We start from the raw sequence: 26,649 nt of genomic DNA on the forward strand, positions 1-26,649 counted from the left end.
GCACTATAAGATACAGAGTTCCTGACGAGGAGTTTCACCGTGAAGCCGCGACCAGAGCGGCTGAACAAGAAATTCTTTTTTGCAATCAGTGGAAAATTATCTATTGACACCCCATGCGCCGTTTGCTATAAACATGGCTCCTTAGATGGGGCTGTAGCTCAGTTGGGAGAGCGCTTGAATGGCATTCAAGAGGTCCGCGGTTCGATCCCGCGTAGCTCCACCATCATTTACAAAGGACTTAGGACTCTCCTAAGTCCTTTTTTCGTTTCAGGACCGTCCGGTCAACACCTCCCATTCCACAAGCTGCAATCAATCCTATCGCTCGTCTTCTCCTGCGTGCCCCGTATCGCCCTCACCAACCCGGTAACCCGTCATCTCCAGATAACCCGAACCGTTCGGGCTTCCCTGCAGTCCCTTGATCGCCACAGCCCCCTCCCAATAGCGGAAACCTGTTCTGAGTTCCTGGTCCGGAAGCCTCGGCACGACCTCCAGTGCGAGGTGTGCCAAGGGGACGCGCAATCTCCAGAGTGCAGGATAGCGCGCACCGCTTTCCGGGCTGGTCCACCAGGATGCGACTTCAAGCCGCACTTCTTCCCGCCTGAGCGTCCTGGTGCCGCCATCGGCCGCCACAAGCGTGCCGCCGGAGAAAGGATCGCTGCTGCCGTCGCGGCGCCTTAACTGGTAAAACATAAGGTCCCGGCCGTCGTCAAGGTGCAGGGCGAACCAGTCCCACCCGACCTGTCCCGATTCAAGCGCCGAGGTGCTCCACTCCCGGTCCAGCCAGGAAAGCCCCTGCACCGTGAAGCGCTCCCCGCCTACGCGGATGACGCCGGCAGTAGACAGTCTCGGGACCGAGTAGTAATACGAGGCATTGCCCGGGGTGGCGCTCTTCCTGCTGAGCCCCCCCTCCCCGTTCAAGATCTCAGGTTTAACGGCGGTGAGATCGAGGTCTATGGCCATGTCGCGGTCCGCGGCGCTAAGGCGCACGCCCCACGGGCCCGCCTTGAACTGCCGTGCACTCCAGTCCTCCAGATGCACGGCAAAGGGGTCACCGGCGGCCCCGGCAAGCCCGAGCGCAGCACGACTGAAGCGTTCGGCAAAATGAAAGCGTTTGCCGTTGACGTCGGTGACCGCGAAGTGGGCCATGAATACGTCGTTGGCACCCCAGGCTGATCCCCTTTTGGCGGCATGAGGGGTGAGAGCGGTTGAGAAAAAGGTGAGTTGGTAACCGAAACGGCGCCCGTCGGCTCCGGTCAGGTTGCCGGTGAAGTACCACCACTCGTTTCGGAAGCCCGGATGCGGCCCGTGGTCCGCCGGAAACGTGAAGTGCCGTGGTTTCTCCGCTCTAAAGTAACCGGGATCGGCACTCCCCCCGAGCGCCTGGCTCACGCTGAGCCCGCCTTCCTCAAGAGCGCCCCTGGTCCGGTTCTGGGTCTGACGAAGGGCAAGAAGCGCCGCAAGCACGAGGAGAGCGGCGCAAAAGGCGCGCTTCCACCAGACCTTGAAACTTCCGGCGTCACGGCGCATGTCAGTCCTCCTCCTTGAGCGCAAGCGCGGGAGAAGTGCGTGCGATCCTTAAGGACGGGTAGATCCCTGCGATAAGGGCGGCGCTCAGGGAAAGCAGGAGCGCTTCCGCGAGTTCGCCAGGCGTCACCGCAAACTGCATGGTCCATCCGAAGGAGCGCAGGTTAATCACGTAGATGAGCACCAGCGCCTCTATGATCCCAAGCGGCAACGAGAGAACACCGGCGATGGTGCCGATGATCGCGGTTTCGCCGCAAATCACCCCCCAGACCTGCCCCGGAGTGAGCCCCACCGCACGCATCACGGCCAGCTCCCTCGCCCGCTCAACCTGCATCGCCATGAGGGCCGAGAGTATCCCCACGAAGGCGACCAGCATGGTGAGCATGCGCAAGACGCCCGTGATGGCAAAGGTGCGGTCGAAAATCTCCACGGTAGCCCGGCGGAGCTCGCCGTTGGAGATCACGGTCACCTCCTCCCCACGCACCTGTTCAAGCACCATGGTCCGCAGCTGCTCCGGTTGCATCCCCTTCAAGGCGGTAAAGGACATGCCGTCGACGCTTTCGTCCTTGAAGTTATCCACGTAGGCGCGCCGACTCATGATGACGATGCCCGCATCGCTTCCGTAGTCGTAGATGATGCCTGCGATCGGAAAGCGCTTCGGACCGCGGGCGGTGCGAAGGGTGACGCTGTCACCGGGTCCCACGTGATGACGGTAGCTGTAAGGCTCGGAAACGAGAACCGCCTCTCCGCGGCTGTAGCGCCCCCATATCTGCGCAGGGTCCCCTTTCTTGAAGGGATAGCGCGCGAAGGTGCGCTCAGGTACCTCGACCGAGAAGATCTCGGTACCCCCTTGCGCCCCCTCGATCTGTACGCGCCGCGAAAGGGTAACCTGGGCCTTGTCCTTAAGCGACAAGAGGCGGTGCACCAAGGCGGGGTCGAGCGGTGGACGGTAGCGCCCGCCACCGCGATCGGCGGAGGTGAGGTAGATATCGGCCTGCAGCCAATCGTGCAGCCAGTTCTGCACGGTAAGGCGGAAGCCCCCCACCATGATGCCGACGCCGATACCGGCCGCGACCGCTACGACCAACGCGGCCGTCGCAACCCCGGTACGGGAAAGCGAAGCCGCCACGCCGCGTGCAGCCATCCTGCCGATGGAGCCGAGAAATGGGGTGACCAGAGGGAGAAGCAGCGAGGTGATAAGCAGCACGGCGGCGGGAACGAGCAGCGTGTACCCGATGATGAGGATGAAGAGCCCGACGAAGCCGCCGACTATGCCTCCATGCTCGAAAAGAAGAAGAGCGCCGCCGCACAGGAGCAATAAGACTCCGAAAGCGGCCGCGCGCGGCACCCTTTTTCTTTGACGCGACTCGACCACGGAACGGGAAAGCACGGCGCGCGGCGGCGCGGAAGTCGCCTCCAACGCTGCCGGGACGGCCGCGGCAAGCGTTGCGACCACGCCGAGCAGGGCGCCCTTGACGAACGTGCCTGGCAGAAGCGGCGCACCGCGCACCTCGGTAACGAAGTAGAGGTCGTTGATGGTCCTGGTGACAAGCCTGGTGAGCTCAGAGCCGAGCAGAAAACCGGCGAAGAGGCCGACCACTGTACCGGCGACGCCGATGATGAGCGCCTCCACGCAGATCATGGAGAAGACCTCGGCACGGCTCACGCCCAGGGCCCGCAGCATCCCGATCAGGCGCCGCCTGCGTATCACCGAGAAGGTCATCGTGTTGTAGATCAGGAACATCCCGACGACAAGGGCAAGGAGGCTCATCGCGGTCAAGTTGAGCCGGAAGGCGCGCGTCAGCCGGTCCAGCGCACCGGCCTTCGCACCGGCGGGGACGATGCCCGCCCCGGCCGGGAGCGCGGACCGCACCTGACGGAGCATCACCTCTCCCCCCTCCCCTTCCGGAACCACCAGGTCGATGCGGGAGAGGCGTCCGGCCTGCCCCAAAAGCTCCTGGGCCGTAGCGATGTCGCAGACCAGCACCGAGGCGAGTGCTGCCCGGCTCACGGGGTCGGGAGGCTCGAGGAACCCGGCGAGGTGGAGTTCGCGCTTCGCCCCGGCGACCGCGGCAGGGAAACGGGCTCCGCGCGTCAAACGGCGCTCCGCAGCAGTCTCGCGCAGCATGAGCACCGCACCGGGCCTGGTCATCAGGTCGGTGAGGACGCCTTTGTCGGTGAAGCGCGAGGAGAAGGAGCGAATGGGCGGTTCGGAGAAGGGATCGATACCGATCAGTTGGAAGGTAACGCCGGAGAGCTGCAGGTGGCCGGTCACGACGGGAGCAGCACCACGCAAACGAAGTTCGACGCGGAGGCGACGGTAGAGATCCTCGGGAAGCCCGGTCGGGCCGCCCACGATCTGGTGCGTCGCACGTCCGGCGACGGTCTCGGCGGCGATGCGGAAGGCGCGCTGGGCGGATTCGTTGGCGCGGTCCACCGCAGTCACGACGGCTACGCCGAGGGCGACCCCAAGCACGGCGAGGACGGCAAGCCAGGGGTGCCGCATGACGTTGCGCATCCCGGCACGCCAAAGGATCATGACCGGGTACCCGCCTCGGCCTCGACCAGCACCCCGTTTCTGATGGTGAGCACGCGGTCGGCAAGTGCGGCCACCTCGCCGCTGTGCGTCACGAGGACGAGCGTGGTCCCCGAAGGCCTGAGCAGACGCTGGAAAAGGTCGAGCACCTGGCGCCCCGTGTCCGCATCCAGGTTTCCGGTCGGTTCATCGGCAAGCACCAGTTTCGGCTCGTGCACGAGGGCTCGGGCCACGGCGACGCGCTGCTGTTCTCCGCCGGAGAGACGATCCGGGAAGGCGCCCGCGCGGTCGGCAAGGCCTACGGCGTCAAGGAGCTCGCGGGCACGGGTCTTGTGCAATTCGGTGAGCTGGCCGGAAAGTTCAAGGGGAAGGAGGATGTTCTCGAGAACGGTGAGGGTCGGTATCAGGTTGTAGAACTGGAAGACGAAGCCGATATGGTAGCGACGGAAAAGGGTGCGTTCCCGCTCACTCATGCGGTTCAGCGCACGCCCCTCGATCAGGACCTCGCCGCGGTCGGGGAGATCGATGCCGCTTAGCAGGTTCAAGAGGGTGGATTTCCCGGAACCGCTCCGTCCCAGGAGAAACACCCATTCTCCTGGCGTGATGGCGAGCTCCGCGTCGCGAAAGACCACGCGCTCGCGGTCCCCCTCGACGAAGCTCTTGCCGATCCCCTGCAGTTCAACAATCGGTTCTGCCATCACACCCATCCCCGGGGTCGCATCGAAGCGTGTCGCATCGCTCCTGCCTCAGTTCCCTTCTTTGGACTGAAGGGCCTCCTGCTGGGCCCGCTCCAGGCGCTTGTTGCTGAGGTAAGCCGGTTTGTCGATCTCCTTCAACTGACGGGGGTATTTCGCGGTCAGGTCGTACCAGCGGCTGAGGCGCTGCTCGAAGCGTTCCTTCTCGGGATACTTCATGGTTTCCAGATAGGTCTGCAGTGCGAGGTAGTAGCGCATGGTGTTTCGCTCCACCGCGCCGCGCACCCCTTCGATGTACTCCTGCTTCCCCTCTTGCCCCACCATGGTGAAGCCGACCTTGTCGCGCCCGAGTGTCGCGAAGTAGGTCTTGATCGCCATGCGCGCCATGGTGCCGTGACTGTAGGTGTAGCTGAAATGGAGGAAAGTCCTCTGCCCGTCAAGCGGCACCGCCTGGACCCCGATCCGGTGGTCCTTCGTTCCGAGAGGTCCCTCGTCCCCCACGAGGTTCAGTTCGAGGTACTGGGGCTGGCTTGCCGCGACCTTGAAGGAGAGCTTCAGCGGATAGGCGTCGGAGGGGGGTTGGAAGTACTTGCGGCCACTGTAGAGGGTTAGCTGGGCATTCTGCTTTACCTTACGGTAAATGCACGCCTTGATGTTGATATGCAGCGGAGTGATCTCGCACCACGCCGCCGGGGACTGCAGCGCGTCGCGCACCACCTCGAAGGGGAAATGGAAGATGCCATACATGTCCACCCGAACCGAATCATGCCCCTCCTTCGACTCGAGGAAGATGGGTGCGCCGAACTGATTCTTGTCGAGCTTCGTCTTGATCTCACCGTACTTGGCGAGGAGCGCGTGCTCCCCGGTCTGCTCCGTGTCCGCAGCCCAACCGGTGCCGTACAGGAACGCGACGACAAACAAGACGACAGCGACAAGGCAAACCCGTTGAAAACGTCCAGCCATACCCATGTGCCACCCCCCTTTATCGCCCCCCACCAGCGTCCACATCACGGGATCCCCCCCTGGTCGGCCGCCTCCACATTGGAAACCGCATCATCCCACATGGAGAAAAGGACGGCGAAGATCACCGGGCCGACTATCAGCCCTAAAATCCCCATGCTGACCACCCCGCAGAGAGCTCCGAGGACCACGGCGAGCGTGGAGATGTCGCTGGAGGCGCCGATGGCGAGGGGCCGAATAGCGTTGTCGGCAAAACCGACGAAGAGAATGCACCAGGCCGCGAGAAGCGCCGCCGCAAGATAGGATCCACCGAGCGCTATGAATGCCGCCACAGGAACCCAGATGACTCCGGTGCCGACCACGGGAACCAGCGCCGCTATCGCGGTGAGAGTCCCGAAAAAGATCGGTGCGGGGACGCCGGCCGCCCAGTACCCAACGCCGGCAAGCACCCCTTGCGAGGCACAGGTAAGGACGGTGCCGACAACAACCGCCGTGGTGATGGAGCGGACCTCGCCGGCGAACTGCTGCGCCTTACGGGGATCAGGGGCGAGCCTGCCGATGCAGATGGAAACGAACCGGTCACCGTCACGGTAGACAAAGAAGAGGATGAACAGGGCGATGAGCAGGGTGCCGAGGAAGCTCATCATGTTGCGCGCGAGATCTCCGGCAAGTCCCAAGATGATGCCGGAGCTGCTGGTGGCGACCTTCCCCCCGATGGCGGCCAGATCGACGCCGAAACGATCGACGAGGGCCATGATATTCTGGGCGAAGGGGAATTGGCCGATGGCAGTGCTCCCGCTCCTGGCGATGGTGCTGAAAAGCTGCTCCGCCTGCTGGTACCAGTCCGGGGCGTGGACGGCGGCGGTCACCACCAGTGCGGTAACGGGGAGAACGAAGCAGACCGCAACCGCAAGCACCATGAGCCCCGCAGAGCGCCCTTCGCGCCCGTTTAAAAGGCGCAGCAGCCGATGGTAGTGAGGCATGGTGGCGATGCCAATGATGAGCGCCCAGGCGATGGGCTTCAGGACAGGAACGGCGAGCAGCACGATAAGAACGACGGCGCCTGCCGTGGCTAGCGCCGCCAGGATGCTTAGGTAAGTTTTTCTATCCATCGGTCTCCCTTTGAAGGTGCAGGTAGTGTCGGGACTGCGAGGAAAATCGGGAAACGCCGCGTGGACGTTCGCGCCGCAGGTTGGTGTGCCCGCTGCGGCGCGTCATCAAACGGGCCTCAGCGGGTGGTCTCTATTTTGCGCCCCTTCTCGTCGGTCGGTGCCGCCGGACGCTGCACCCCTTCAGGCTGCACCGACTGCTCCGTCTGGAAGGAAGGACGCTCGTTACGCTCGTTGCCGAGGGCAGGCGCCTCTTCGGTCACTTTCCAGTTTTTCCCCACCGGCACTGAGAGTTCCTTCGGCTGTGCCACCTGGTTTGGCGGGGCCTGCTTTGTTTCATAGAGGGCGCAGGCGGTGAGTGAGGAAATAAGGATCGCTAGGATGATAAGGCGTGCGTGTGTCATGACGGGACTCCTAAAAGATGTGCTGCCGTTCAAGCTGAATCAGGTTGCCTGGAAGCGTTCGGTCTGCTTTCTTTACATCGTCCTTGTGTCAGTAAGCATAGCAAGGGAGAGAAATAATTAAAAGTTTGTTTTTGAACGCACCGACAAATTCAGCTGCAAAAGCGGCAAATCCAGTCGATTCACACGTCAAAAGGCACACCGAAGTTTCAATGAGCGATGAAAGCAAAAAGGAACGCTCAATTATGGCAAAGAACCGGCCACGGTCAACACGGACTGATCACATCGCCTTGAAATCGGCAAGCGGCAGCACAGTCATGCCGGTCAGATCGGGGCGTAGCGTCCCCTCCTCGACCGGCGCGTTCAGCTGCGGCTCATCGAAGACGATGCGCGCCTCGGCGCCGGAAGCGTCGCGGATGGTGATGGTTTCAGGGAACGCGATCCCCTCCACCGCCTGGTACCCCTCGTAGTGCACCTCATTTCCGGAAGCGGTGACCTTTTTCTCGAGCATACCTGTCTGATCGAAATGATAGGTCGTCCCGGCGTCGGTCATGGTGTATCGGGGAGGAGCCGGAAGAGGCACGGGAGACGGAGCCATCACCCACCTGAGGAGCTGGATGCTCTTCAGCGCGCTCGCCTCGGGCAGTTCCGAGAGGGCACCCGTGTAGGCCAACTGGCGGGAAGGGACAACGCAGGTGAAGCGGTCGTTCCCGCCGAAGGCCTCGAGAATGGTCTGGCCGAAGGGAGAAAGGATGGCCAAATGGTAGAGGTCGGGTGCCTGGTAGATTAGATACCCGCGCCCCGCGCTGCTCCGCCCGGCCGAAGAAGCGCTTATGCTGACCGACGACTGGAGTGTCTCGACGCTACGCCCCGGGATAAGCCCCGTGAGCGGTTTTCGGGCAGTCGCACAGCCGAAAAGCTGCACTGCGAGAAGTGAAAGAAGGAAGATACGACCAAGCGTCCGACGGTACACGATGTTCACGATAAATCTCTCCAGTATTCCGCGCCCCCTAGCAATGGTTTGTCCTGGAATTTCCCGAGGAACCACGTCTCTGCAGCATTGGAGCAGTGACATGCCCAAGCGTCCCCCCCTTTGCGAAGGGGGGACAGGGGGATTTGCAGTTTATTAGCGCGCCTAACCTCTAAAAACAGTTAAACCTAAAGCAGCTGTGTTGATTGGAACGACAAGGTGTGCGCTCCCCCCTCACCCAACCTCCGGCGGTTCAGCGAGCGCCATATCCTCAGCCACGAACCGGCCGCAGATGAAACAGAAAACGCCGGCCAGCGCCATTACCATCGGCGTCGTCAAAAGCGCGTTTCTCAGCCCCCAGAGATCGGAGAACCAGCCGAGGATCGACGGGGAGACCGCATCTCCCAGGGCATGGATGAAGAAGATGTTCACCGCGAAGGCCATGGCGCGCACCGCGGGGTTCGTCACGTTGATGATCACCGTGTTGAGCGGACCTGTGTTCAGAAAAAGGAAAAACTCGGCAACGAAGATGGCCGCCATGCAGGCGGGGACGCCCGGCGCCATTATGGCCCAGGCGGCAAAGGGGGCGCCGATGAAGAACCCCCAGCCGGAAACAAGCAGGTACCCCTTGCTGCTTTTCTTCTGCCAGCGGTCCCCGAGCACCCCGCCGACGAGGGTGCCGAGAATGCCGGCCACCACGGTCGTCGCACCGAACATCAGGTTCGCCTTCTCGACGTTCAGCGCATGGGTGCGGAACAAAAAGGTGGGGATCCACTGGGCGAGCCCGCCGATGGCGAAGGTCATCGCCGCCATGGCAAGGGTGTTGGTGACGAAAGAACGGTTGTGGAAGAGCTGCAGGTACGCGCCCATCCCCTTTTCGGTCTGCGGGGCATCCGGATCGACGCGGCGCTCCGGGGCGCGCAGAAACCACAGCGGCAAAGCGACCAAGAGCCCTGGAAGCCCCACCATGAGAAATGCGTAGTGCCAGCCGAAGCGCTGCCCCAGCACGCCACCCATGAGGTATCCGAGGGCGCTCCCCACGGGGATGGCGACGTAAAACCAGGAAAGGACGCTGCCGCGCTTTTCCTTCTCGAAAAAGTCCGCAATGAGCCCGGGGGAGACCGTTCCGAAGCTCGCCTCCCCTACCCCGACGGTGGCGCGGGCCGCGAGAAGCGAACGATACCCGGGGGCGAAACCGGCAAGGATTGTGGCGAAGCTCCAGATGATCAAGCCGCTCGAGGCGAGGCGGACGCGGTTCCAGTGATCGCCGAGCCAGCCGAAGACAGGCGCGATCAGCATATAGCTCAGCATGAAGGCGCTGCCTAGAAAACCGAGTTCCGTGTCGCTTATGCCGAAATCGGCCTTGATCAGCGGGAACACGGCGAAAAGGACCTGCCGGTCGATGTAGTTGAGCAGGTTCACTGCAAGGAGAAGCCCCAGGGCATAGCGGCGATAGGCAGGGGATATGGCTACCTTCATCAAGAAAAACCTCCGTCACATCATTGCATCAAAGTTCAGATACGGCCTTATGGGCGCGAGTCACGATCTCGGCGGGCTCCTCGAAACGGAAATGGAGCGGCTTGCCGAAGGTGACCGTTACCGTGCCGCGCCGGGGCAGGCTCGCCTGGTGCGGCGGGAGGACCTTGTCGGTGCCGCTGATTTTCACCGGGAGTATCGGGATACCGAGTTCCTTGGCGATGATCCCGAGGCCCAACTGAAAATCCTTCATGGTACCGTCCGGTGAGTGCCCCCCCTCCGGAAAGATCAAGGTGTTCAGCCCGCTGTCGGTCAGTTTCCCCATGTATTTAACCGCACCGGAGAAGCCGCCCGTCTGAGGCAGCGGAAAAAGGTTCAAGAACAGGGTGCCGTACTGGTAGGCAAGGCGTCGCCACACACGTTCAAAGCCACGGTAATCGTCGAAGAAGAACTCTTCCCAGGCCGCCGTCGCGGTGCGGTAACGGATTTCCCGCGGGAGCGCGAACATGAGCGACGGCTGGTCGAAGTAGCCCAGGTGGTTGGCGACGATGATCACCGGACCGTCGAGCTTGGCCAGGTTCTCCGCACCACGCACCTGAAGCTTCGCGAAGAAGCGGTAGAGCGGGTAGTTTATCAGGGCGTCCCCGATCATGCGCAGCGCGCGGACCGGTGCGGAGTTGGTCCAGAAGCGGTAGTGGCCGTGATGCTCTCCCTTCTCGCGACGGGAGATGATGCGGCGCAACTCGGAGACACGGGTCTGCGGGCCGAGCTGGGAGTCCTCGATGTCGAGGCGAAACTCCTGCTCCAGGTAGTTCACCAGTTCGAGCCGTCCGATCGAGGTCAGGCCAAGGTCCGCGACCAGCAGGGACTCCTCCTTGATCTGATCAGGATCGGCGCCGGTCACCTTGGCGAGAAGGTTCACGAGGTGATCCCGGCTCGCACCGCCGCCCCCCTCGGCAGCCCCTTTTTTCACGTGCTCCTTGACTTGGAATTTCCTGATCTTGAGCGTTGTGGTCTTCGGGAACTCCGGCTCGTTCCAGATGGTGTATCCGGTGATCTGGTGCAGCGAGTCGAGCTTGGCGTTCGCTTCGGCGAGTATCTCTTCGGGCCTTTTCCCGCTGTCGTCGAGCAGCAAAACTGCATGCACCTCCTCGCCGGCACCGCGGTCCAGACCGATGACGCACGATTCCTTCACCCCCGGAACCTTGTTAAGCACCCCCTCCAACTCATCCGGGTAGACGTTCACCCCGCCGCCGGTGACGATGAGCTCCTTCTCCCTCCCCTTGATGGTGAGCCAACCGTCCGGGGTGATCTCGCCCAAGTCGCCGGTTTTGAACCATCCATCCGCGGTGAAGGCGGCGCGGGTCGCCTCCTCATTCTGGTAATACCCGGGGAAGACGTTGTCGCCTTTTACCACCACTTCCTTGCCGTCGAGCCGAAGCTCCACGCCCGGGAGAGGCGGCCCCACGGAACCTGCCACCTGGCGGTCGATGGTGTTGACGCAAAGGACCGGTGAGCATTCGGAAAGCCCGTACCCCTCGAGGACGGTGAAGCCCATGCCGTCCCAGAAGCGGAAGACGTCGGGATCGAGCGGCGCCCCGCCGGAAACGAAGACGGCGAAATTGCTGCCGAACTTCTTGTGCACCGGAAAGAAGAGCATTTTCCGGGCCGCTTTTGAGAGCGGCTGCGCCTTTCCGGCGAGCCAGGAGAAAACGCCGTCCAGTTTCTTCTCGGCGAGCTCCCGCTCGATGGAGCTTTTCAGAAGCTGCATCAGGCGCGGCACGGACATGATGACGTAGACGTCCTCATCACCGAGCGCCTCCATGATGGCGGAGGGCTTCAGCGTGCGCGGGTAGATCACCGTGGCGCCCCGGTAAAGCGGCGTGAAGAATCCCCCCATCTGTTCGAACATGTGCGAGAGGGGCAAAAGTGAGAGAAACGAGAAGTGGGGGGTGATGATGGGGACACCCTCGTTTATCTGCACCATGTTGGCGACCAGGTTCCTGTGGGTCAGTATGACCCCCTTCGGGTTCCCGGTAGTACCTGAGGTGTAGATCAGCTGCGCGATGTCGTCGGGGTCGGGATGCACGGCATCAGGATACGGGGCTACCTCCTCCAGAAGGTACTGGAGATCCTCGAGGAACAGCGCATCCGGAACGTCTAGGCGCTCGGGCTTGAAGCGGCTTTGCAGTACGATTCGGGCCTTGGTGAGCCCCAGGATCGACTCGGCGCGCGCACGGTCCGACATGAAGTCGACGGGGACGGCGATGGCGCCGCGCATGATGATGCCCCAGTAGGCGACGCCCCACCAGGATGAGTTCGGGCCCCAAAGCAGCACCCGGTCACCCGGGGCAACGCCGCGCTGCGCCAGCAGGTTCGCCATCCTTAGCGAAAGATCGGACAGCTCCCGGTAGGAAACGGTGAATCGGCGCACACCGGTCCGGTTGATGAGAGCCGTCTTGTCGCCGAGTGGAGCAAAGCTATGAAATAGATCTACCAGAGTCTTCATATCCGACTCCTCCGTAGGCAACCGCTTCTCCCGAACCGGGAACAGGCATCGGGAAATTGCGGCAGGTGGCCTTCAAGACGCAGCTACAGCTGAAACGATGCTTATAGTGCGTGCAGGAGCATTGTCACATGCTGAATGCACTTTGGCAACACCCGGTAGAATGGGTTGGGAGTTTAACCGAACCAATCTCGAATTCCAATCCGAAACGTCTTCGTTCTATTTCCCCGTTGCGAAGGTTCATCCGGGAATTCCGGGCAAGAAGCCTTTCAGATAACCCGTGTCCTCACTTGCTGAGAACGGTGACCTCGCGCTCCCCCCTTTGCGAAGGGGGGACGGGGGGGATTTGCTTTTGTTTCTCAGTTCTCGCTGGTGGGGCGGGATTCCAGGTCTTGCTTTCCTCCAGGAGGGGTAAAAGGATTTCCCGGTGACAGTCAATTATCTGTGAATGTAGTCCGCTGGTGCTTGTACGGTCCGACCAAGTCAAATCCCCCCTGCCCCCCCTTCGCAAAGGGGGGAACGTTAGGGCTCATGCAGTGCGTTGTAAGCAGCTGCGCTTCACGTTCCCCGGAGTTTCCTGATGCCCCCTTTAAAAAAAAGCCGCCCTATCATAGGGCGGCTCATTGTGAACCTGCAAAGAGGGCCTACCTCTGCAGGATAGACCCCTTTTCTATCTGGTTCTTGCGAATCTCGTACTCTCTCCTGTCGATCCTTCCCGCCTTGTAGTCGTCCTCAAGCTGCTTCATCTGCCGATGCGCGCTGTACTCGTACGCACCTACCCCGACCGCGGCCCCACCCAGGGCACCGCCGACCGCACTCCCCCCCCTGGTCTCACACCCGGAGGCGAGGGCCAAGGACATTGCTGTAACGACCAGAAGTAACTTTTTCATGGTTGGACTCCTTTGTTCGGTGAATTAGAGCTAATGCCCAATCCAGCTTACCACCATGATTAGTTTTTTCACATCTTTTCAGATGATCCGCTTTCTGATCCGGCAGGAGGGAGTGCCGAGGAAGGCTCCCCTCGGAAGGTCCAGTAGAGAAAAACGAGCGAAGGAATCAGTATCAATGCCCCGAAGGGAAGAATCGCAAGATAAGCCACCAGTGATGCGCGGGGTGCCGCCGCTGCCTCGAGAGACATCTCGCCCACGATGAGATCCGGTGCCAGCGCTGCGGCAAATCCCGCCACGGTGAGAACGACGGTGGCTCCAGCGCAAAGTTGAGCCCCCCTGAAGCGGCGCCACAGCAACAGAAGCTGCGTCCCCACTCCGGCAAATACGGCGAGCACGACGAAAAACATGGGCCACGACTCGAGAAGCCTTTGGCTGAAGCGGGGGGCGTAACGCAGGGCGAGCGGGATCATAGCAGCGGTAGCGATACCAAGCGCGACACCCGCCGCGATAGCCGCGTCCCTGAAGTCGTCCTGGAGCGGCGGCGCCACCCGGACGGTCATGTAGACGGGGGCGAGATAGGCGCATATGGCAAGCCCGATCAAACCGCCCATGAGGGTGAACGGGGTGAGCCAGACTGACGTACCCGTCGCAGTGACGCCGTAGTTGATGGTGATGGTTCCCGAAGCAGTCGCGGAAACGGCCATCCCCAGGGTGAAGGGGGTGAGCACGCTGGCGATTTCGAAAACGCGCGCGCTAAGCGGGACCTCCCGTCCGGTTTCCCGGCCGTAGTGGCGGAAGGCGAAGGCCGCCCCCCTGAAATTTATGCCGATCAGGGCGAGCACCAGAGGCGGCATGAGCGCGATGAAAAGGGCGGCAAATCCGGATGGGAAAGCGGTGAAGAGCGTCACCACGATGAAGATGAGCCACACGTGGTTCGTTTCCCACACGGGACCGATCGCGTTGAAAAGAGCCTCGCGCTGCTCACGCGCACGGGGACCGAAGGCGAGCGCGGTCCAAATGCCCCCTCCGAAATCGGCTCCGCCGAACAGGGCGTAGAGTATGAGGGCGACCACCAGAACCAGCGCAGCAAGCGTTACAGGGTCAGTCATGAGACACCTCCCCACCCGTGCCTTTCTGCTGTCGCTGCAGCAACAGCCTCATGATTCCGGCGGTAAGGGCAAGGTAGACGAAGAGGAAGGTGGCGAATACCAGCAAGAGCCCGTCGTTCGGGGTGACCGCCTGCGAGGTGCGCAGGTATCCCTTCACCACCCACGGCTGCCTTCCGAATTCGGTGACCATCCAGCCGCTTTCAAGCGCGATGATGCCGAAGGGGGCGGCAAAAGCGAGATACTTCAGCTGGGCGCGTCCGGGCTCCGTTTCGTTCTTTCTCCAGCGCGCCCACCAGTACCAGACCAAGGCGAGCGCCATGACGAAGAAAGAACCGACCATCAGGTCGAAAAACGGGTGCACCAGGCGCGGGTCAGGGGTCGTCCCCTGCGGGAACGCGTCTAGCCCCTGCACCACGGCATCGGGATCGTGGTGTGCGAGAAGGCTCAAAAGCTTCGGGATCCTGATCGCATAGGACACCGTTCCCGTTTCAGGATCAGGCCAGCCGCCGATGATGAGCGGGGCGGCGGCAGAGGTCTTGAAGTGCGCCTCCATGGCCGCGAGTTTCGCGGTCTGGTGCTCCGCTACGGCGTACGCAGCCCAGTCTCCGGTTACCAGCATGAGCGGGGCCGCCACGAGGGCGACGAAAAGAGAAAGGGAAAGAGCTTTTTTCCCGTCCCCGCCTCCCCTCCCCTTCAACAGCGCCACCGCGTAAAAGCCGGCAACGGCAAAGGCGGTCGCAACGTAGGCGGCCAGGGTGCCATGGACAGCCTGGTGCAGCCATGCCTGGTTGAAGAAGGCGCGCATCGGCTGGACGTTCGCGGGAGCGCCGTCGATCATCTGGAATCCGGCAGGGGTGTTCATCCAACCGTTGGCGCTGATGACGAATACAGCGGATACCGCCGACGCGAGTGTGAGGGGGATGGTGCAAAGAAACAGCGCGCGCCTGGAAAGCCGCTCTTCTCCGTAGATATACAGGGCGAGAAAGATCGCCTCGGTGAAAAATGCGAACCCCTCCATGGAAAACGCCAGCCCGATCATCGGTCCGCTGAAAGCCATGAACTGCGGCCAGAGAAGCCCGAGTTCGAAGGAGAGGATGGTTCCGGAAACCGCGCCGATGGCGAAGAGCACCCCGGCGGGTCTGATCCAGCGTCTGGCGAGGAGATGCCACGTATCGTCGCCGGTTTTAAGCGCCAGCCCCTCTGCCAGCATGAGCATAAGCGGCAGGCCGATCCCAAGTGTTGCGTAGACGATGTGGAAGGCGAGCGAAACGCCCATAAGGGCGCGAGCAGCAAGCAGGTTGTCCATAGGGTTCCCCGTGAAGGTACGTGTGTTGGCATCTGCAGTGCGCCCGATGCGGCGCTCGCCTCTGGAGTTTTTAAAACTCTCCAAGTTTGGATAATCAGGGGTGTTTGTCAAGCAGGTGCGGACGCAGAGCACGAGCGTTGACCTGGATGCTTGCGGGGCAGGGAAAGGATGATATGGTTAGCCCGTCCCAACAAAACCAACCATTTCAAAAAGGAGATCGGCAATGCCCCACAACAACATTCCGCATCCAGAGATGGTAGCTAAGTCGGAGGAGGTGCGTCAGGTAATGACGCCGGAGTGGTACTCCCGTTTGATATCGCTCATCCCCGACCCCAGCAGGTATGATCAGCTGCATAACCGATTCGAGGGAAGCGTCACAGAGTCCTTCAAGGGGGATCCACAGAAAGTAAAGGAGTGTGAAGAGGCCCGGCGCGAATTGAACGTCGCACTATCCGTAATCATGGGAGTCAGTAAAGCGGTGAGCATCTTAGACCCCACGGTGAATGAAAAGCTCGGGAGCACCCATCAGAAGTCCTCGCCCGCCGGTGCGCCATTGGCTGCGGCCAAAGATCTGAGGATATTTTACGACAAGAATGGACAGCCCTACTGCTCATTTACCAAACTGCCAGGTTCAAAGGGCCACGAGATATGGTTCTGTACAGGGGAACCCGGCGTAGAAGCTAATTGGAGTCTGTTGGTGTGGTCAACTACCTGCCAAAAGATGTATCTCAAGGGATTAAACAGAACGCTGACCAACTATTTGAAGCTAAGGTGTAAAAGAGGCAATGAGGGAGGGCCTTGGTCGAACATGGTAATCTTACCACCCGTGTGACAACTTCCCGCACGCACCCTCCTCCGCTCGGAGGGGGCGTGCGGGCATCACCTTCAAGTCGGAAGCACCCACCACCTTGGTTACGTCAACCTCTCAAACCAATTGGTAGATCACAACCTCCTGTCGACATCCAAGAACTAGGTTCAGAACCGTCATTTCTGAAACGGATTCGTCGTTTCTGAAACGGATCCGTCGTTTCTGAAATGGATCCGTCGTTTCTGAAAACGGATCCGTCGTTTCTGAAACGGATCCGTCGTTTCTGAAATGGATCCGTCGTTTCTGAAATGGATTCGTCGTTTCTGAAATGGATTCGTCGTTTCTGGAAACGGATTCGTCATTTCTGAATCGCATGCATCGCTCATCAATCGGATAATCAGTATTAGATATCAGGATGAGGACGAGACTGCAGGCGTGCTGCTAGGGCTGCCAGGTGGCGCCCATCGGTGCCGCAGCATCCGCCAAGTATTTTGAGGCCGAGTTCCGTGCCCATTGCGGCCACCGATGCCCCAAATGCCTCTGGGGCCTCCTCCACGAGAGCAGTGCTATTGTCCAAGTCTTCGGGACTGAGAGCCGCGGTATTTGCGAGAAGACCGATCATGCGCCGGCGAACTCCTGCAGAAGAATTGGTTTCATGGAGTAACGCAGCTCTGGCAAAGGTGACATGGGTGCAATTGATCATGAACGCGAGCGGCTTGGGATCGGCTGCGGCGTCGATTGCCGCGATGGCCTCCTTAAGCGGCGTTCCATCAAGGAGGGTACCGGTCGGTCGGACCACGAAACTTACGATATAAGGTTTTCCCGTTGCCGCCAAGGCCAAGGCAAGGCCAGTTGCTTCGCTCAGAGCCGGCAGCGTGGCCGCCAAGAGAAAGTCCACCTTCGTCGCCGCGAGCTTTTCCGCCTGCCACGCATGATATTCCGCCGCCTGGTTAACCGGGAGGGCCTCGGCTGGTCGGTAGGCGTCACCTTTACAACTCATCAACCCGCAGATGAGGATCTTGTCGGCGTATTCCTGGTAGCTCTGTCTCAAGCCTTCCAGAAAGGCGGCGTTGTCGCCATTCAGGTCTGTGCCCTCGAGGCCTGCCGCGGCAATACGTCCCTTGCTCGCCCGCCATGTCGGAGTAGACATGAGGAGAGGCAGTCCGGCCTGGCAGCCGATGTCGAGGTACTCCCGGCAGATCCCCTCCAGCGCCCTTCGATTTTCTTCGTGGTAGATGAAAGCCGAATTGACGACAAAGGGATCAAGCTCAAGCCCCTTCATGCGGCGCAGGCGCTCGATTACGGCCCCTTCACCAAGAATGAACGGGTATCGGCTAAGAATGGTGTCGATGGTATTCATCGTCTCTCTCCCCTTCTCCCGACTTCGAATTTGCTCATCACTGGGGGCGGGCTCGACATTCGGATGTTCCAATCCGCTCAAATGTCCAAAAGCTGATGCCGTTCAGATTGGGCCGTCTCTCGGTCCCCTCGTTACGCCAGTAGCTTCGGACTGTTTTGGAGGTTTCTGACGTTCTCGAGATTGTCTCGACAGATTTGTCTGAACCGGTCCGAAATTCTTTTATCAACAGCAACTCTCTCCCAGAAGGTGATCGCCGCGCTTAGAGCGTCATCCCATACACCAGATGCCGGCATCGAGAACATGGGTGGCTTGAAGATACGCTCCGGCGCTGTCCCATCCATGGGGCGGTAGAACATAGGAAGCATGTCGTAGGCAGGCCTGAGAGTAAAACGCACACCGCCAACGGGAACGAGAGAGACATTGCCAAAATGCTTGTCCGTATTGGCTATCAGGTCGCCGAATACCCATAGCCATCGGAGGTTCCTCGCGTCCTCTCGGGTGAGCCGCTTATCCGCTTCCATTCTGTCCGCAGCCGCAATCCAGTTGTCTTGCCGTCCGTAGAACTCATTATCGATAGCTCTAAGAGAAATCATCGGCAGTCGGCCTGACCGCCCCACCCTGTCGAAACGCGTCACCTCAAGGAACACCCTATCGGCAGCTTCAACAAGCGAAGTCTCAACGGCAGATATCCCAATTTCCTTTAGGATCTCAAGGGCGATATGTTCACAAACAAGAAGGTCGGCCCATCGGCGTCCCTCAAGGGAATGAACAGGCGGGGAAAACTTGACCAGTAGATGCTGGATCTCCCCTTTTCTCTCAACCATCACGGTAAATTTAGGCTGTTCACCCCCAGCAGAAGATCCGACAGGTTGCCCCTCCATAGCGTTCTTCGCCATTATTGGATAGGCTGTTTGGAGTTCGTCCTGCTTAAGCAAAGCAAACCTCTCATGCGAGAGACCGAAATACCGATCGAGGGATTCCCGACCTACGATCAAGTCGCCCATCAAGTCTTCGCCACGGCACGATAGTGCCACAAGCACGTGATCATCGTTCCAATCAAAGATTCTGGGTGGTAGAGAAAGAGCATCAGATAGTCGTCTAACAAACGCGCGTCCCGTAAAGCCGTCCGGGCGCAGATCGGAAAGAAACCATGGAAGGCTCTTGTATTGAACAGCCCCCTCACCTTTTGTCTGCCACAGGTACTCATCGTGGCCTATCGTGCTCAACACCCCAATCGAGTAAGCGTTCCCATCCTGGTCAACGCGAAAGACCGGGAAATCCCCTCCAAGCCCTCTGAGATCACGTCGAAGCGTATAGCGCCTTGTACGTGCGTTACCAATAACGACGACGCTCTCGGACAAGCGGGAGATGAGGCGCGAGACCGAAGGCTGGCTTAAATCGAGCCGTTCTTGAATATCTTCAGAAGTACGAACGCCGGCAGCGAGATACGCCAGGAGTCGAGCTTCGTTGTCACCCCGGGAGCGGGACATGGGATGCCTCGTTTTTTTTGAGGTCGAATGAATAAACCGGTAAGTCTAGGGAATAGACTTCCGGTCCAGTGAATAGATTTATGAATAGATTTCTAGCAGATTTAAGAGGTATTTTCAACATGTAACGCGATCCGAATCCACGGCAGTGAATAGCGGACATATCTCGCATCATGAGAAATGGGCTTCTTCCCTGAACCCGTTATGCGCCGCCTACACAACTAGGGTAGGGAGCCGACTCACCGGGGATGATGGGGCACAGCTTGATCGGCGTAAGCCTCTTGAGACGTTCCGCCCATTTCGCGTCGTCGAGCTTAATTGGAGTCGGTGATGCAGTGCTTCTTTCTGCCCATTGAATGGTGTAGTAGTCGCTCTCACCTTTGATGACGATGAGGAGCATGGTTTCGCTATATAAGTCGCCAGTGGGGTTTGCGACTCCACAACCGACAACAGCAGCGAATGCATCAGACTTGTCGATCTTGAATCCCCCTAATCCTGCTCCGCTGAATGAGGCCGGGCAGGCCTGCTTGAACCCGCCAGCAATGCGGTTCGCAAGTAACTGCGGGGTAGCCTTAGGGCTGGATGCAAGCCCCTTCGCTCCTGTTATAGTGATCATCTGCGACCACTTTTTCGTGGTTTCTCCGGTCAGCACCGATTCACGAATGTATTGATTGCCGTTGGTATTTTCAAAAACCGTTGTAAAGCCCTTAGGGAAAGAGAACATCACGAGTTGACCGAAAATCGGAGAGATTGTCTTCACCGAATATCCCTGATCTCTCAGTGCCTCGATCTCATTCTTCTTTTGCACATGGTCATCAGCCGCGGCAAATTGACAGGTAGCAAGCACTGAAAGCAATAGCAGTAAAATTTTAACCATGATTCCTCTTTTTGAAGTTTCTTGTTGTGATTAGGACAGCAGAGTAGGACAGCAGAGGGACGTTGTTAATATTTTCACTATCCAAAAGTCTAACCTGACCTCGCTTATCCCCTGCCTCAAACTTAACTACTAGGGCAATCAGAGATTGCAACTTCGCAAGCCTGACCCCAGTCCCCCCCCCAGTCCCCCCAAAATGTCGCGCCAGTCGCATCAGCGGAAGATGACAGCAGAGGGACGTTGTTAAGACAGCAGAGGGACGTTGTTAATATTTTCACTTTTGCTCTACTTCCGCCACCAAATGTAAATATATCAACAACGTCCCCCCCCTGCCTCAATCTACTAAAGTTTTTCTTTCACTGACTCTGCTGTTGGTAGAGCTGCTTGTTAAGCGTCTTATTAAATGCTTTTACCTTGTCCTCATCCTGCTGGACTGGAGCCGTCACCGCTCCCGCATCAGGACCAGTGTTAATCCACCATTTGTACCTGAGATTATTTTGTTCTTGAATTGCCCTCTGCTTCTCATCCGGGAATATTTGAGTGGTGTTCTGCTTTATTGTCAACTCTTGGTCCTTTGCAGTAGCTGCCAAATCCAGGTCATGCCTCCGTTCACCTATAGTTACGGAAGTGCATCCGAACAACTGCATTGAAAGTATCAAATACACAATTGCCTCGAGAATTTTCCTCACGTCCCCTCCCTTCTTCAGCAGCCTGATTCCCAACGGGGGCGCCTTGAACGGCCGCGTTAGCGGTCCACGTTGTTCGGCTCTCCCCTCTGCTATCTGTGGTGGTAAAAGTAGCATGTCCTATTTTACCCAATCAACATTCGCTCCACACTGCCGGTCCGCTTAATCCCGCATTACCCTCTTACAAAGATTGCTATGATGGCAAAAATAATTCCGATACCTACTTGGAACCCAAACTGCCTCCAAAACCAGCTTGGGCTATCAGCCTTTCTAACTGTTCCAACACCCTTAATTCCAATATCCTCTGTCAATAACGTGCTACAGGTATTTACCAAAGTTGTAATGGAAAGAACCAGTGCGACTGATCTCTTTGAAGGAAGCCATTGTGAAATCAGGATGGTTACTGCAAAGATCCCAAGAGCAACAATCGTCGTTAGGTATAAAAGATGGCCGACTTTGTACTTTTGAGGTCGTTGGTGAAAAGGCATGTTTGGCGCTAACGGTGGTGGCACAGGGATTTCAGTCTCGACCCATTTTACCTTACTTCTATTGTTTTCTTCGAGGACATATCCGCACGAACATTTGACAGAATCCTCTTCATTATCAGTAGCGCCACAACTTGGACATACCCAGTTCATAAATTCCTTTTTGGGCCAACGGCATTTCGGGTGAGCGGCGGAGGACCCTGCTGTCACAGGCTCCTTTTCGCTCCTACGGACTCGCGCAGTCCGTCTCCACCCGTTCTTGTTCGGATCGCGCCTTTATGCCTCTCATCATCAGTACCTCAAGGAACTCAAACACGTTCCCTGTACCCCTGCGCGGCAGGTGTTAGTCCACGTCGGTGTTCGATCGCTCTTTTCCTCTGAATTTCTGTCTCACCGTTCGCCCGACATAGAACGTAGCGAGACCCAATAATATCGGCGTCAGGAGCCTTAGGCCGTCGGTAAAGTCTGTGCTGCCTAAGAGCATCTTTACAGGTTCTTTCACGATACATCTTGCCATGTCCCAGAGAACTAGCACTGGTAGGATTACGTTCAAGAGGAGCAGGACGAAAAAAGTCCCAATAAAGCTGATAGGCGTGACTAATACCGCGATAGCAATCCCTAATATGACAAATAACCAGTCGAGATAAGCACTACCACCGACTAATACAGGCACCACACCACCTAAACCTGTCACCAAAGCATAACCACCAATGGACCTTTTCCAACTCCGCTCCTTGTTATTTCCAAAAAACGAATCAAACAACGGCGGCAGAAATATACAAAGCACAATAGTGAATAGACTTCCGTACACTGCTATCATCTTATTCCTTGGTCCAACGGGCCGGGAGATCACCTGACGGGTTTTAGGGCAGGTGCATCTGCTTGGTTATGCGTCATTTTTCTTATCATGTCGACTTCCTTTAAGTACGCCGACAACCTAGCCACTTGGACGCTCACATGGGCAGTCCAAGTTTCTTTTTGATTTGGTTTAAAATCAATTGCCACCCATAAAAGCTGGTCTTCTTTTCGGTTTGACCACATCGCAACATATCTTGCCGGTGGCTTTTTTGCTATTTCCCACTTGCCTGTTCTTGGGTTGTTTGTGTTCCACGCGAATTGATTCAGGCATTCAATTGGATCATAGAATTTTCCGAATCCCCTCTTTGTCATTTCCTTGTTGAAAAACTCAGTAAGATCCGCTGCTGGGAAAGCGGTGGATACTCGATAAGTCGTTGCTTTAGCTCCTTTTGCCGGTTTGTCTTGGTGTATTTTTAGATTCGTGGCCCCAGGGTAAATCGGAAGGGAAAAATTAGGGAAATCAACGGCGTCAGCATGGGTACTGGGGTCAGGCTCGACATTCGGACAATTCAATCCGCTCAAATATCCAAAAGTCGAGCCTGACCCCGCTCATCTCTGTTCTGGCGAAAAAGGAAAAACTTGCCCGCCGACGCTAACACCAGGACCGGCAACCAAACCCATTTCATCTCGTTGGACAGAATGCCGAATGCTCTCCATGTCAAGAAAGCCCTTGGGCTAATTGGCGAAACGGAAATTGGCGTCGTCCAGAAGAAATAACGGTGGTCAATGAATGGCGCCAATAAGGCAATGCCCAGCCCGCCATTGGTAAAGGCATCGAGAACGCCGTGGGAGGCGGTTGCTAGAGAAAAGTAAATCGAGTAAAACCACCAGTCGTTCCGCGATGCCTCGCCTTTTCGAAGGATGACCGCGGTGACCGTTAGTCCGACCATGCAGGCAAAAAAAAGTGAATGAAAGAAACCGCGGTGTCCGAAGAAGTGGCTGTAAGGGATGCCAATTTTAAGACCTATACCATCGACGTCAGGAAGAATTGCGCAAAAGACGGATAAGAGCCAGAATTTCTTCGGGAGGGCCCTGTTCGAGATGGCAACCCCGGTCCCGGCTCCGACAATTGCATGAGTGATGATCGTTGGCAAATGGAACTCCTTCTTATTGCAGATCAAGTTATGCGTACTCTTCATGCTCCCAGGTATGTCGTTTCTCTTGTCCAACGGCGCGAGGTGACCGGCGGAGCTCCAGGCTCATCCCAGCTCTCACCAGCCTCATAAGCCGCGGAGACCTGGTCCACCCTCTTGGTTGGCATCTCGTCATCGGCTACAACTTACACAACTGACGGGCGTCCCCTCCGGCCCCCAACTTACACAACTTACGGGCGTCCCCTCCGGCCCCACGTCCCCTCCTGACCCCCTCCAGGCCCATGTTACCTATATAGGCAACCTATACCGATTCCCTATATAAGCAACTTTCGTATTAGAACGGCCTCGACAGCAGAGGGACGTCTGCTCGTTGTTTTTCTGATTACAGTTCAGCCCACTTACGCCACCCTTCAAACTCTTCTCTTTCTCCCCAAGCCTCAATATATGGATTGTTGCCAATGCGTTTAAAAAGGACCTTGGCTGTTTCTTTATCACCAAACTTGCAAGACCATTTACAAAAAACATTTAGATTCCAGCGCGAAGAGGGATAATTTCGTTCAACGTCAAAGAATCCTTGTCTTAATGTCGGCCAGGATAGACGAGGATCACCAGGTGAGGTAACATCAGTGGCAAGTAACAGGGAGCCGACAATCCGCATATAGACGCTTTTGCCTTCACTCTGCGGGGTCAGATTGATAGCATCTTTTGCGAATTGCTGCCATTCTCCTTCTTCTCCATTCCATCTCGGTAAAAGATATATAGTTTTGCTAATGTAAAGAGGGTAATACATTGGCTCGAAGTTTACCGCTTCATGAAAAAGTGCCTCGAAATGTGGCCTCTCCCACCCTTGGGTCCTAGCTATTGTTAAGAGAGCGTTGTAACGCTCAGGACAGTCATCCGCTCCCTCCGGTGGCGTAGTTTCGAGTAGCTTGTATGCCTTTTGGTTGCTTTCAGCAAGAATCCTCCACCCTTCGGCACTTACTGAATCGGCATAGGCTTTTCCACGTACCTCACTTCCAAAATCAAGCCACGCCTCGGCTACAGCAACTCTAGCAGTTATTGAATTCGGCCACTCTTCAAGCCACTTGCTAAGAATGGCGAAATGTTGCTGCCACCCATTAGGAGAGTGATTCTTCGCAGCCAAACCCTCATAAAAAAATTGCAATTTCCAAACACCTTCGGGAAGTCTTTCTTTATTCTTCCTGAAAACTCCGGCAAGCTTTTCAAGCTCATTGTATTTCCCCTGATAAAGCTGGTCTTGAACTGTTTTTTTCAACTGCCGCCTTGCGATGGGGCCATCGACCATCTGTTCAACGGCAATCGAGGTAATGCATGAACCAAATAGAACTAATAATACGAACATGGTGCAAAAAAGTTTTTTCCATATTCTCACTTACATCCTCCTGTTAAAGAAACATTTAAAAAGGGCAGCAGAGGGACGTTATTAATATTTTCACTTTTGGTCTACTTCCGCCAGCAAATGTAAATATATCAACAAGGTTCCCCCCTGCCTCTTGTCTTGTTCAGTTGCTCTCTCATTCCTGCACAACTTACCACTGCCCCCTCTGCTCGTTAATGGGGTACGCTTGTGCTTCGGAGGCACTGGGGTCAGGCTCGACATTCGGACAATTCAATCCGCTTAAATATCCAAAAGTCTAGCCTGACCCCGATTATCCTTTACATTTTCACCGGACATATCAGCTCCCTCCTCATATTATCTTCAGTCAACCGCTTAAGGCTGACCGGCTCGTCCGGTCTAGCTGTCTAGTTGGGTATTACCTTCAAAACTATCATCTTTTGAAATCACCTGACGTGACATCAATGCCTTAGCGTCAAAACCATAAGTATGTTGATCAACCACCGCTGTACCAAAAAAGTACTCTGGGTTATACCAACGGCGATGCTTTGCAACTCCATCAAGTGCAAACCTATAGGATAGTTGGCGTTCTATATCTTGAATTGCTTCAGAGAACATATCTGTGGTTGGCATCCAATCGTATAGATAACGACATTCATCTAGCAATATCATATCCATATACATTGGAGTATCTTTCGCTTGATACATCCAGCGCATGGTTTTTTCAACATTTACATGGTATGGGGTCGCAACCTGCCTGAAAAGAACTTCAAGAATTTGATGGAATAAAACAAGGTCGCAAAATTGGTGAAAACTAAAAATGTCATGCTTTTCATGGATCTGTTTGATTCGCTCAGACCAATAATTTTCCTGCCCATTGCCTTCAGATAGTAGGTATGACAATAACGTCAGATTATCAATTAGGTTCTTCTTATTGCCATTGATGTCTAATTGGGCTAGGAATGAATCAGCAAATTGGGCAAATTCCTCATCTTCATATACAAACTGAGGATAATTCGGGTCTTTACCATTTATCCCTTTATCGAGTGCTGCAATAGTCCACAGTATTGGATGGAGACCTGAATCAACTATTACATCGCCTCCACCACCGTCCTCGTCATTGTCGCTAAAGTGAAACAACTTACTTGTTATCTAATCTGTATCCTTAATGTCAAAAAATTTGCCAAATATAGCATTGTTTTTTGGGAATCTGTTGTACGGGGATATCACACTTGCATGATCCATCAGCAATCGAGTAACGAATTCCCCGTAGTAATGGTCGAGGTCGGCTACGACTTTTTTATGCCATTCGTGGGGATCGAATCCATGTGCTACAGGCCCTTCAATATATCCATATTCAGAGTCTTTACTCTCCAGAAAATCTTTCGGGTAGAGATAACAGGCAACAAGTTTTGCAATCAATGCCCTTCCTGAAGGATCCTGGAGTTCCGTCGGTAGCGAAAAATTAGTTATCAAGACTCCAGGCGAGTTGAGAGAATGCTTGGCAAGAATCTTTGTGAGCGCACTCAGAGTTTTCTGCTTTTTATTACGGCTAGGTAAAGGGCCACAAAAGTCGAGGTATAGGATATCGAACCGTTGCGGAGAGGCTTCGACGAACGCATCCAAGCCGCCATTAACTAGTTTAATAAACGGAAATTCGGAATCTAGTGCAGAGATGACTGCCTCTGAATATGTTGAGTTTTCTGATTCAAATGCCCATATGTTTTCTGGCAAGACGCCTGCCTCGCAAAACACTCTAAGGTCATTTTCAGGATTAGGACCCGATAGATAGGCTACCTTTAGGTTAGCAGGTGTTCTTGCCTGAATTATTGAGTCGTAAAAGGACTCCCATCTGGCAATGGTTTCGTCAGAAAGCTCGCTGGCTACTCGTGCGTCATAGCGGTTGTCATTCCTCAAGATATGGTTTCTTACTTCGCGCACATAAGAACGACGGGCTAGAGTAGACTCAGTTCGACCTTTTGTGAGGGCAGCTATTGCGTTATCTATGACGATGCGTCTGGCCTTGTTCTTAACCGGCTCGGTATAGGACGTCATCTATTTACCTCAAGCAAGCCCGCGGAAATTTCGCGCGGTTTGTATTCGAGTTAGCGTGGCCAACGGGCTGCTGGTGAGCGGCGGAGCGGCTTCACTCCCACAA

The 26,649-nt window shown here is 56.7% G+C and carries 24 protein-coding genes and 1 tRNA gene; 2 read left to right on the forward strand and 23 right to left on the reverse strand.

The features are described from left to right. Positions 1–147 precede the first annotated feature (147 nt). Positions 148–223: transfer RNA gene (locus E8L22_RS11930), tRNA-Ala, on the forward strand. 92 nt (positions 224–315) lie between these two features. Here E8L22_RS11930 and E8L22_RS11935 read toward each other — a convergent pair. The 12 genes from E8L22_RS11935 to E8L22_RS11990 all read right to left on the reverse strand — a co-directional run bounded on the left by E8L22_RS11935 (position 316) and on the right by E8L22_RS11990 (position 15,482). Next, positions 316–1,527: a lipocalin-like domain-containing protein gene (locus tag E8L22_RS11935; protein WP_136525393.1), complete on the reverse strand. Its 1,212-nt coding sequence runs from the start codon at positions 1,525–1,527 to the stop codon at positions 316–318. 1 nt (position 1,528) lies between these two features. Then, positions 1,529–4,063, reverse strand: a complete 2,535-nt coding sequence (locus tag E8L22_RS11940) for an ABC transporter permease (RefSeq protein ID WP_136525394.1) — start codon at positions 4,061–4,063, stop codon at positions 1,529–1,531. Further along, complete coding sequence (locus E8L22_RS11945) at positions 4,060–4,758, reverse strand: ABC transporter ATP-binding protein (protein WP_136525395.1); 699 nt, start codon at positions 4,756–4,758, stop codon at positions 4,060–4,062. The genes E8L22_RS11940 and E8L22_RS11945 overlap by 4 nt, the downstream gene beginning before the upstream one ends. 48 nt (positions 4,759–4,806) lie before the next feature. After that, positions 4,807–5,763, reverse strand: a complete 957-nt coding sequence (locus E8L22_RS11950; protein ID WP_246044681.1) for a hypothetical protein — start codon at positions 5,761–5,763, stop codon at positions 4,807–4,809. Beyond that, complete coding sequence (locus E8L22_RS11955; protein WP_136525396.1) at positions 5,763–6,827, reverse strand: AI-2E family transporter; 1,065 nt, start codon at positions 6,825–6,827, stop codon at positions 5,763–5,765. The genes E8L22_RS11950 and E8L22_RS11955 overlap by 1 nt, the downstream gene beginning before the upstream one ends. A 116-nt stretch (positions 6,828–6,943) precedes the next feature. Next, positions 6,944–7,228, reverse strand: coding sequence for a hypothetical protein (locus tag E8L22_RS11960; protein ID WP_136525397.1), 285 nt, complete (start codon positions 7,226–7,228; stop codon positions 6,944–6,946). 277 nt (positions 7,229–7,505) lie between these two features. Beyond that, on the reverse strand, positions 7,506–8,207 hold the full coding sequence (locus E8L22_RS11965; RefSeq protein ID WP_246044625.1) for an outer membrane lipoprotein LolB: 702 nt from the start codon (positions 8,205–8,207) through the stop codon (positions 7,506–7,508). A 222-nt stretch (positions 8,208–8,429) separates the two neighbouring features. Beyond that, positions 8,430–9,674 carry a spinster family MFS transporter gene (locus tag E8L22_RS11970; RefSeq protein WP_136525399.1) on the reverse strand — a complete coding sequence of 415 codons (1,245 nt, stop codon included), beginning with the start codon at positions 9,672–9,674 and terminating at the stop codon, positions 8,430–8,432. Between the two features lie 28 nt (positions 9,675–9,702). After that, positions 9,703–12,180: an AMP-binding protein gene (locus E8L22_RS11975; RefSeq protein WP_136525400.1), complete on the reverse strand. Its 2,478-nt coding sequence runs from the start codon at positions 12,178–12,180 to the stop codon at positions 9,703–9,705. Between the two features lie 641 nt (positions 12,181–12,821). Then, positions 12,822–13,067, reverse strand: coding sequence for a hypothetical protein (locus E8L22_RS11980; RefSeq protein ID WP_136525401.1), 246 nt, complete (start codon positions 13,065–13,067; stop codon positions 12,822–12,824). Positions 13,068–13,135: 68 nt separating this feature from the next. Continuing rightward, on the reverse strand, positions 13,136–14,176 hold the full coding sequence (locus E8L22_RS11985; protein ID WP_136525402.1) for a cytochrome d ubiquinol oxidase subunit II: 1,041 nt from the start codon (positions 14,174–14,176) through the stop codon (positions 13,136–13,138). Beyond that, positions 14,169–15,482 (reverse strand): cytochrome ubiquinol oxidase subunit I, encoded by a 1,314-nt coding sequence (locus tag E8L22_RS11990; RefSeq protein ID WP_136525403.1) that lies wholly within the window; start codon positions 15,480–15,482, stop codon positions 14,169–14,171. The genes E8L22_RS11985 and E8L22_RS11990 overlap by 8 nt, the downstream gene beginning before the upstream one ends. A 223-nt stretch (positions 15,483–15,705) precedes the next feature. Here E8L22_RS11990 and E8L22_RS11995 point away from each other — a divergent pair, with 223 nt between their 5' ends. After that, on the forward strand, positions 15,706–16,314 hold the full coding sequence (locus E8L22_RS11995) for a hypothetical protein (protein WP_136525404.1): 609 nt from the start codon (positions 15,706–15,708) through the stop codon (positions 16,312–16,314). Between the two features lie 379 nt (positions 16,315–16,693). On the opposite strand, the gene E8L22_RS12000 is transcribed toward E8L22_RS11995, so the two are convergent. The 11 genes from E8L22_RS12000 to E8L22_RS12050 form a co-directional block, all read right to left on the reverse strand. Next, a complete protein-coding gene (locus tag E8L22_RS12000) occupies positions 16,694–17,650 on the reverse strand; it encodes a homocysteine S-methyltransferase family protein (protein WP_136525405.1) in 957 nt (318 codons plus the stop codon). A gap of 131 nt (positions 17,651–17,781) precedes the next feature. After that, positions 17,782–19,140, reverse strand: coding sequence for a type II toxin-antitoxin system HipA family toxin YjjJ (yjjJ, locus tag E8L22_RS12005; protein WP_136525406.1), 1,359 nt, complete (start codon positions 19,138–19,140; stop codon positions 17,782–17,784). A 199-nt stretch (positions 19,141–19,339) separates the two neighbouring features. Further along, positions 19,340–20,014: a hypothetical protein gene (locus E8L22_RS12010; RefSeq protein WP_136525407.1), complete on the reverse strand. Its 675-nt coding sequence runs from the start codon at positions 20,012–20,014 to the stop codon at positions 19,340–19,342. Between the two features lie 353 nt (positions 20,015–20,367). Further along, positions 20,368–20,733 (reverse strand): hypothetical protein, encoded by a 366-nt coding sequence (locus E8L22_RS12015; RefSeq protein WP_136525408.1) that lies wholly within the window; start codon positions 20,731–20,733, stop codon positions 20,368–20,370. A 137-nt stretch (positions 20,734–20,870) separates the two neighbouring features. Further along, positions 20,871–21,335 carry a hypothetical protein gene (locus E8L22_RS12020; RefSeq protein WP_136525409.1) on the reverse strand — a complete coding sequence of 155 codons (465 nt, stop codon included), beginning with the start codon at positions 21,333–21,335 and terminating at the stop codon, positions 20,871–20,873. Positions 21,336–21,525: 190 nt separating this feature from the next. Then, the gene (locus E8L22_RS12025) at positions 21,526–22,002 is read right to left on the reverse strand and encodes a hypothetical protein (RefSeq protein WP_136525410.1); all 477 of its coding nucleotides are present in this window, start codon (positions 22,000–22,002) and stop codon (positions 21,526–21,528) included. Between the two features lie 29 nt (positions 22,003–22,031). Beyond that, positions 22,032–22,553, reverse strand: coding sequence for a hypothetical protein (locus E8L22_RS12030; RefSeq protein WP_136525411.1), 522 nt, complete (start codon positions 22,551–22,553; stop codon positions 22,032–22,034). A gap of 5 nt (positions 22,554–22,558) precedes the next feature. Next, positions 22,559–23,134, reverse strand: coding sequence for a metal-dependent hydrolase (locus E8L22_RS12035; protein WP_162604821.1), 576 nt, complete (start codon positions 23,132–23,134; stop codon positions 22,559–22,561). A 382-nt stretch (positions 23,135–23,516) separates the two neighbouring features. After that, positions 23,517–24,527: a hypothetical protein gene (locus E8L22_RS12040; RefSeq protein WP_136525413.1), complete on the reverse strand. Its 1,011-nt coding sequence runs from the start codon at positions 24,525–24,527 to the stop codon at positions 23,517–23,519. A 363-nt stretch (positions 24,528–24,890) separates the two neighbouring features. Beyond that, entirely contained in the window at positions 24,891–25,631 is a 741-nt protein-coding gene (locus E8L22_RS21545) for a hypothetical protein (protein ID WP_198420153.1), read from the reverse strand. 12 nt (positions 25,632–25,643) lie between these two features. After that, positions 25,644–26,546 carry a class I SAM-dependent methyltransferase gene (locus tag E8L22_RS12050; protein ID WP_136525414.1) on the reverse strand — a complete coding sequence of 301 codons (903 nt, stop codon included), beginning with the start codon at positions 26,544–26,546 and terminating at the stop codon, positions 25,644–25,646. Positions 26,547–26,649: the final 103 nt, after the last annotated feature.

The sequence above is a fragment of the Geomonas ferrireducens genome, assembly GCF_004917065.1.
GTDB lineage: Bacteria > Desulfobacterota > Desulfuromonadia > Geobacterales > Geobacteraceae > Geomonas > Geomonas ferrireducens.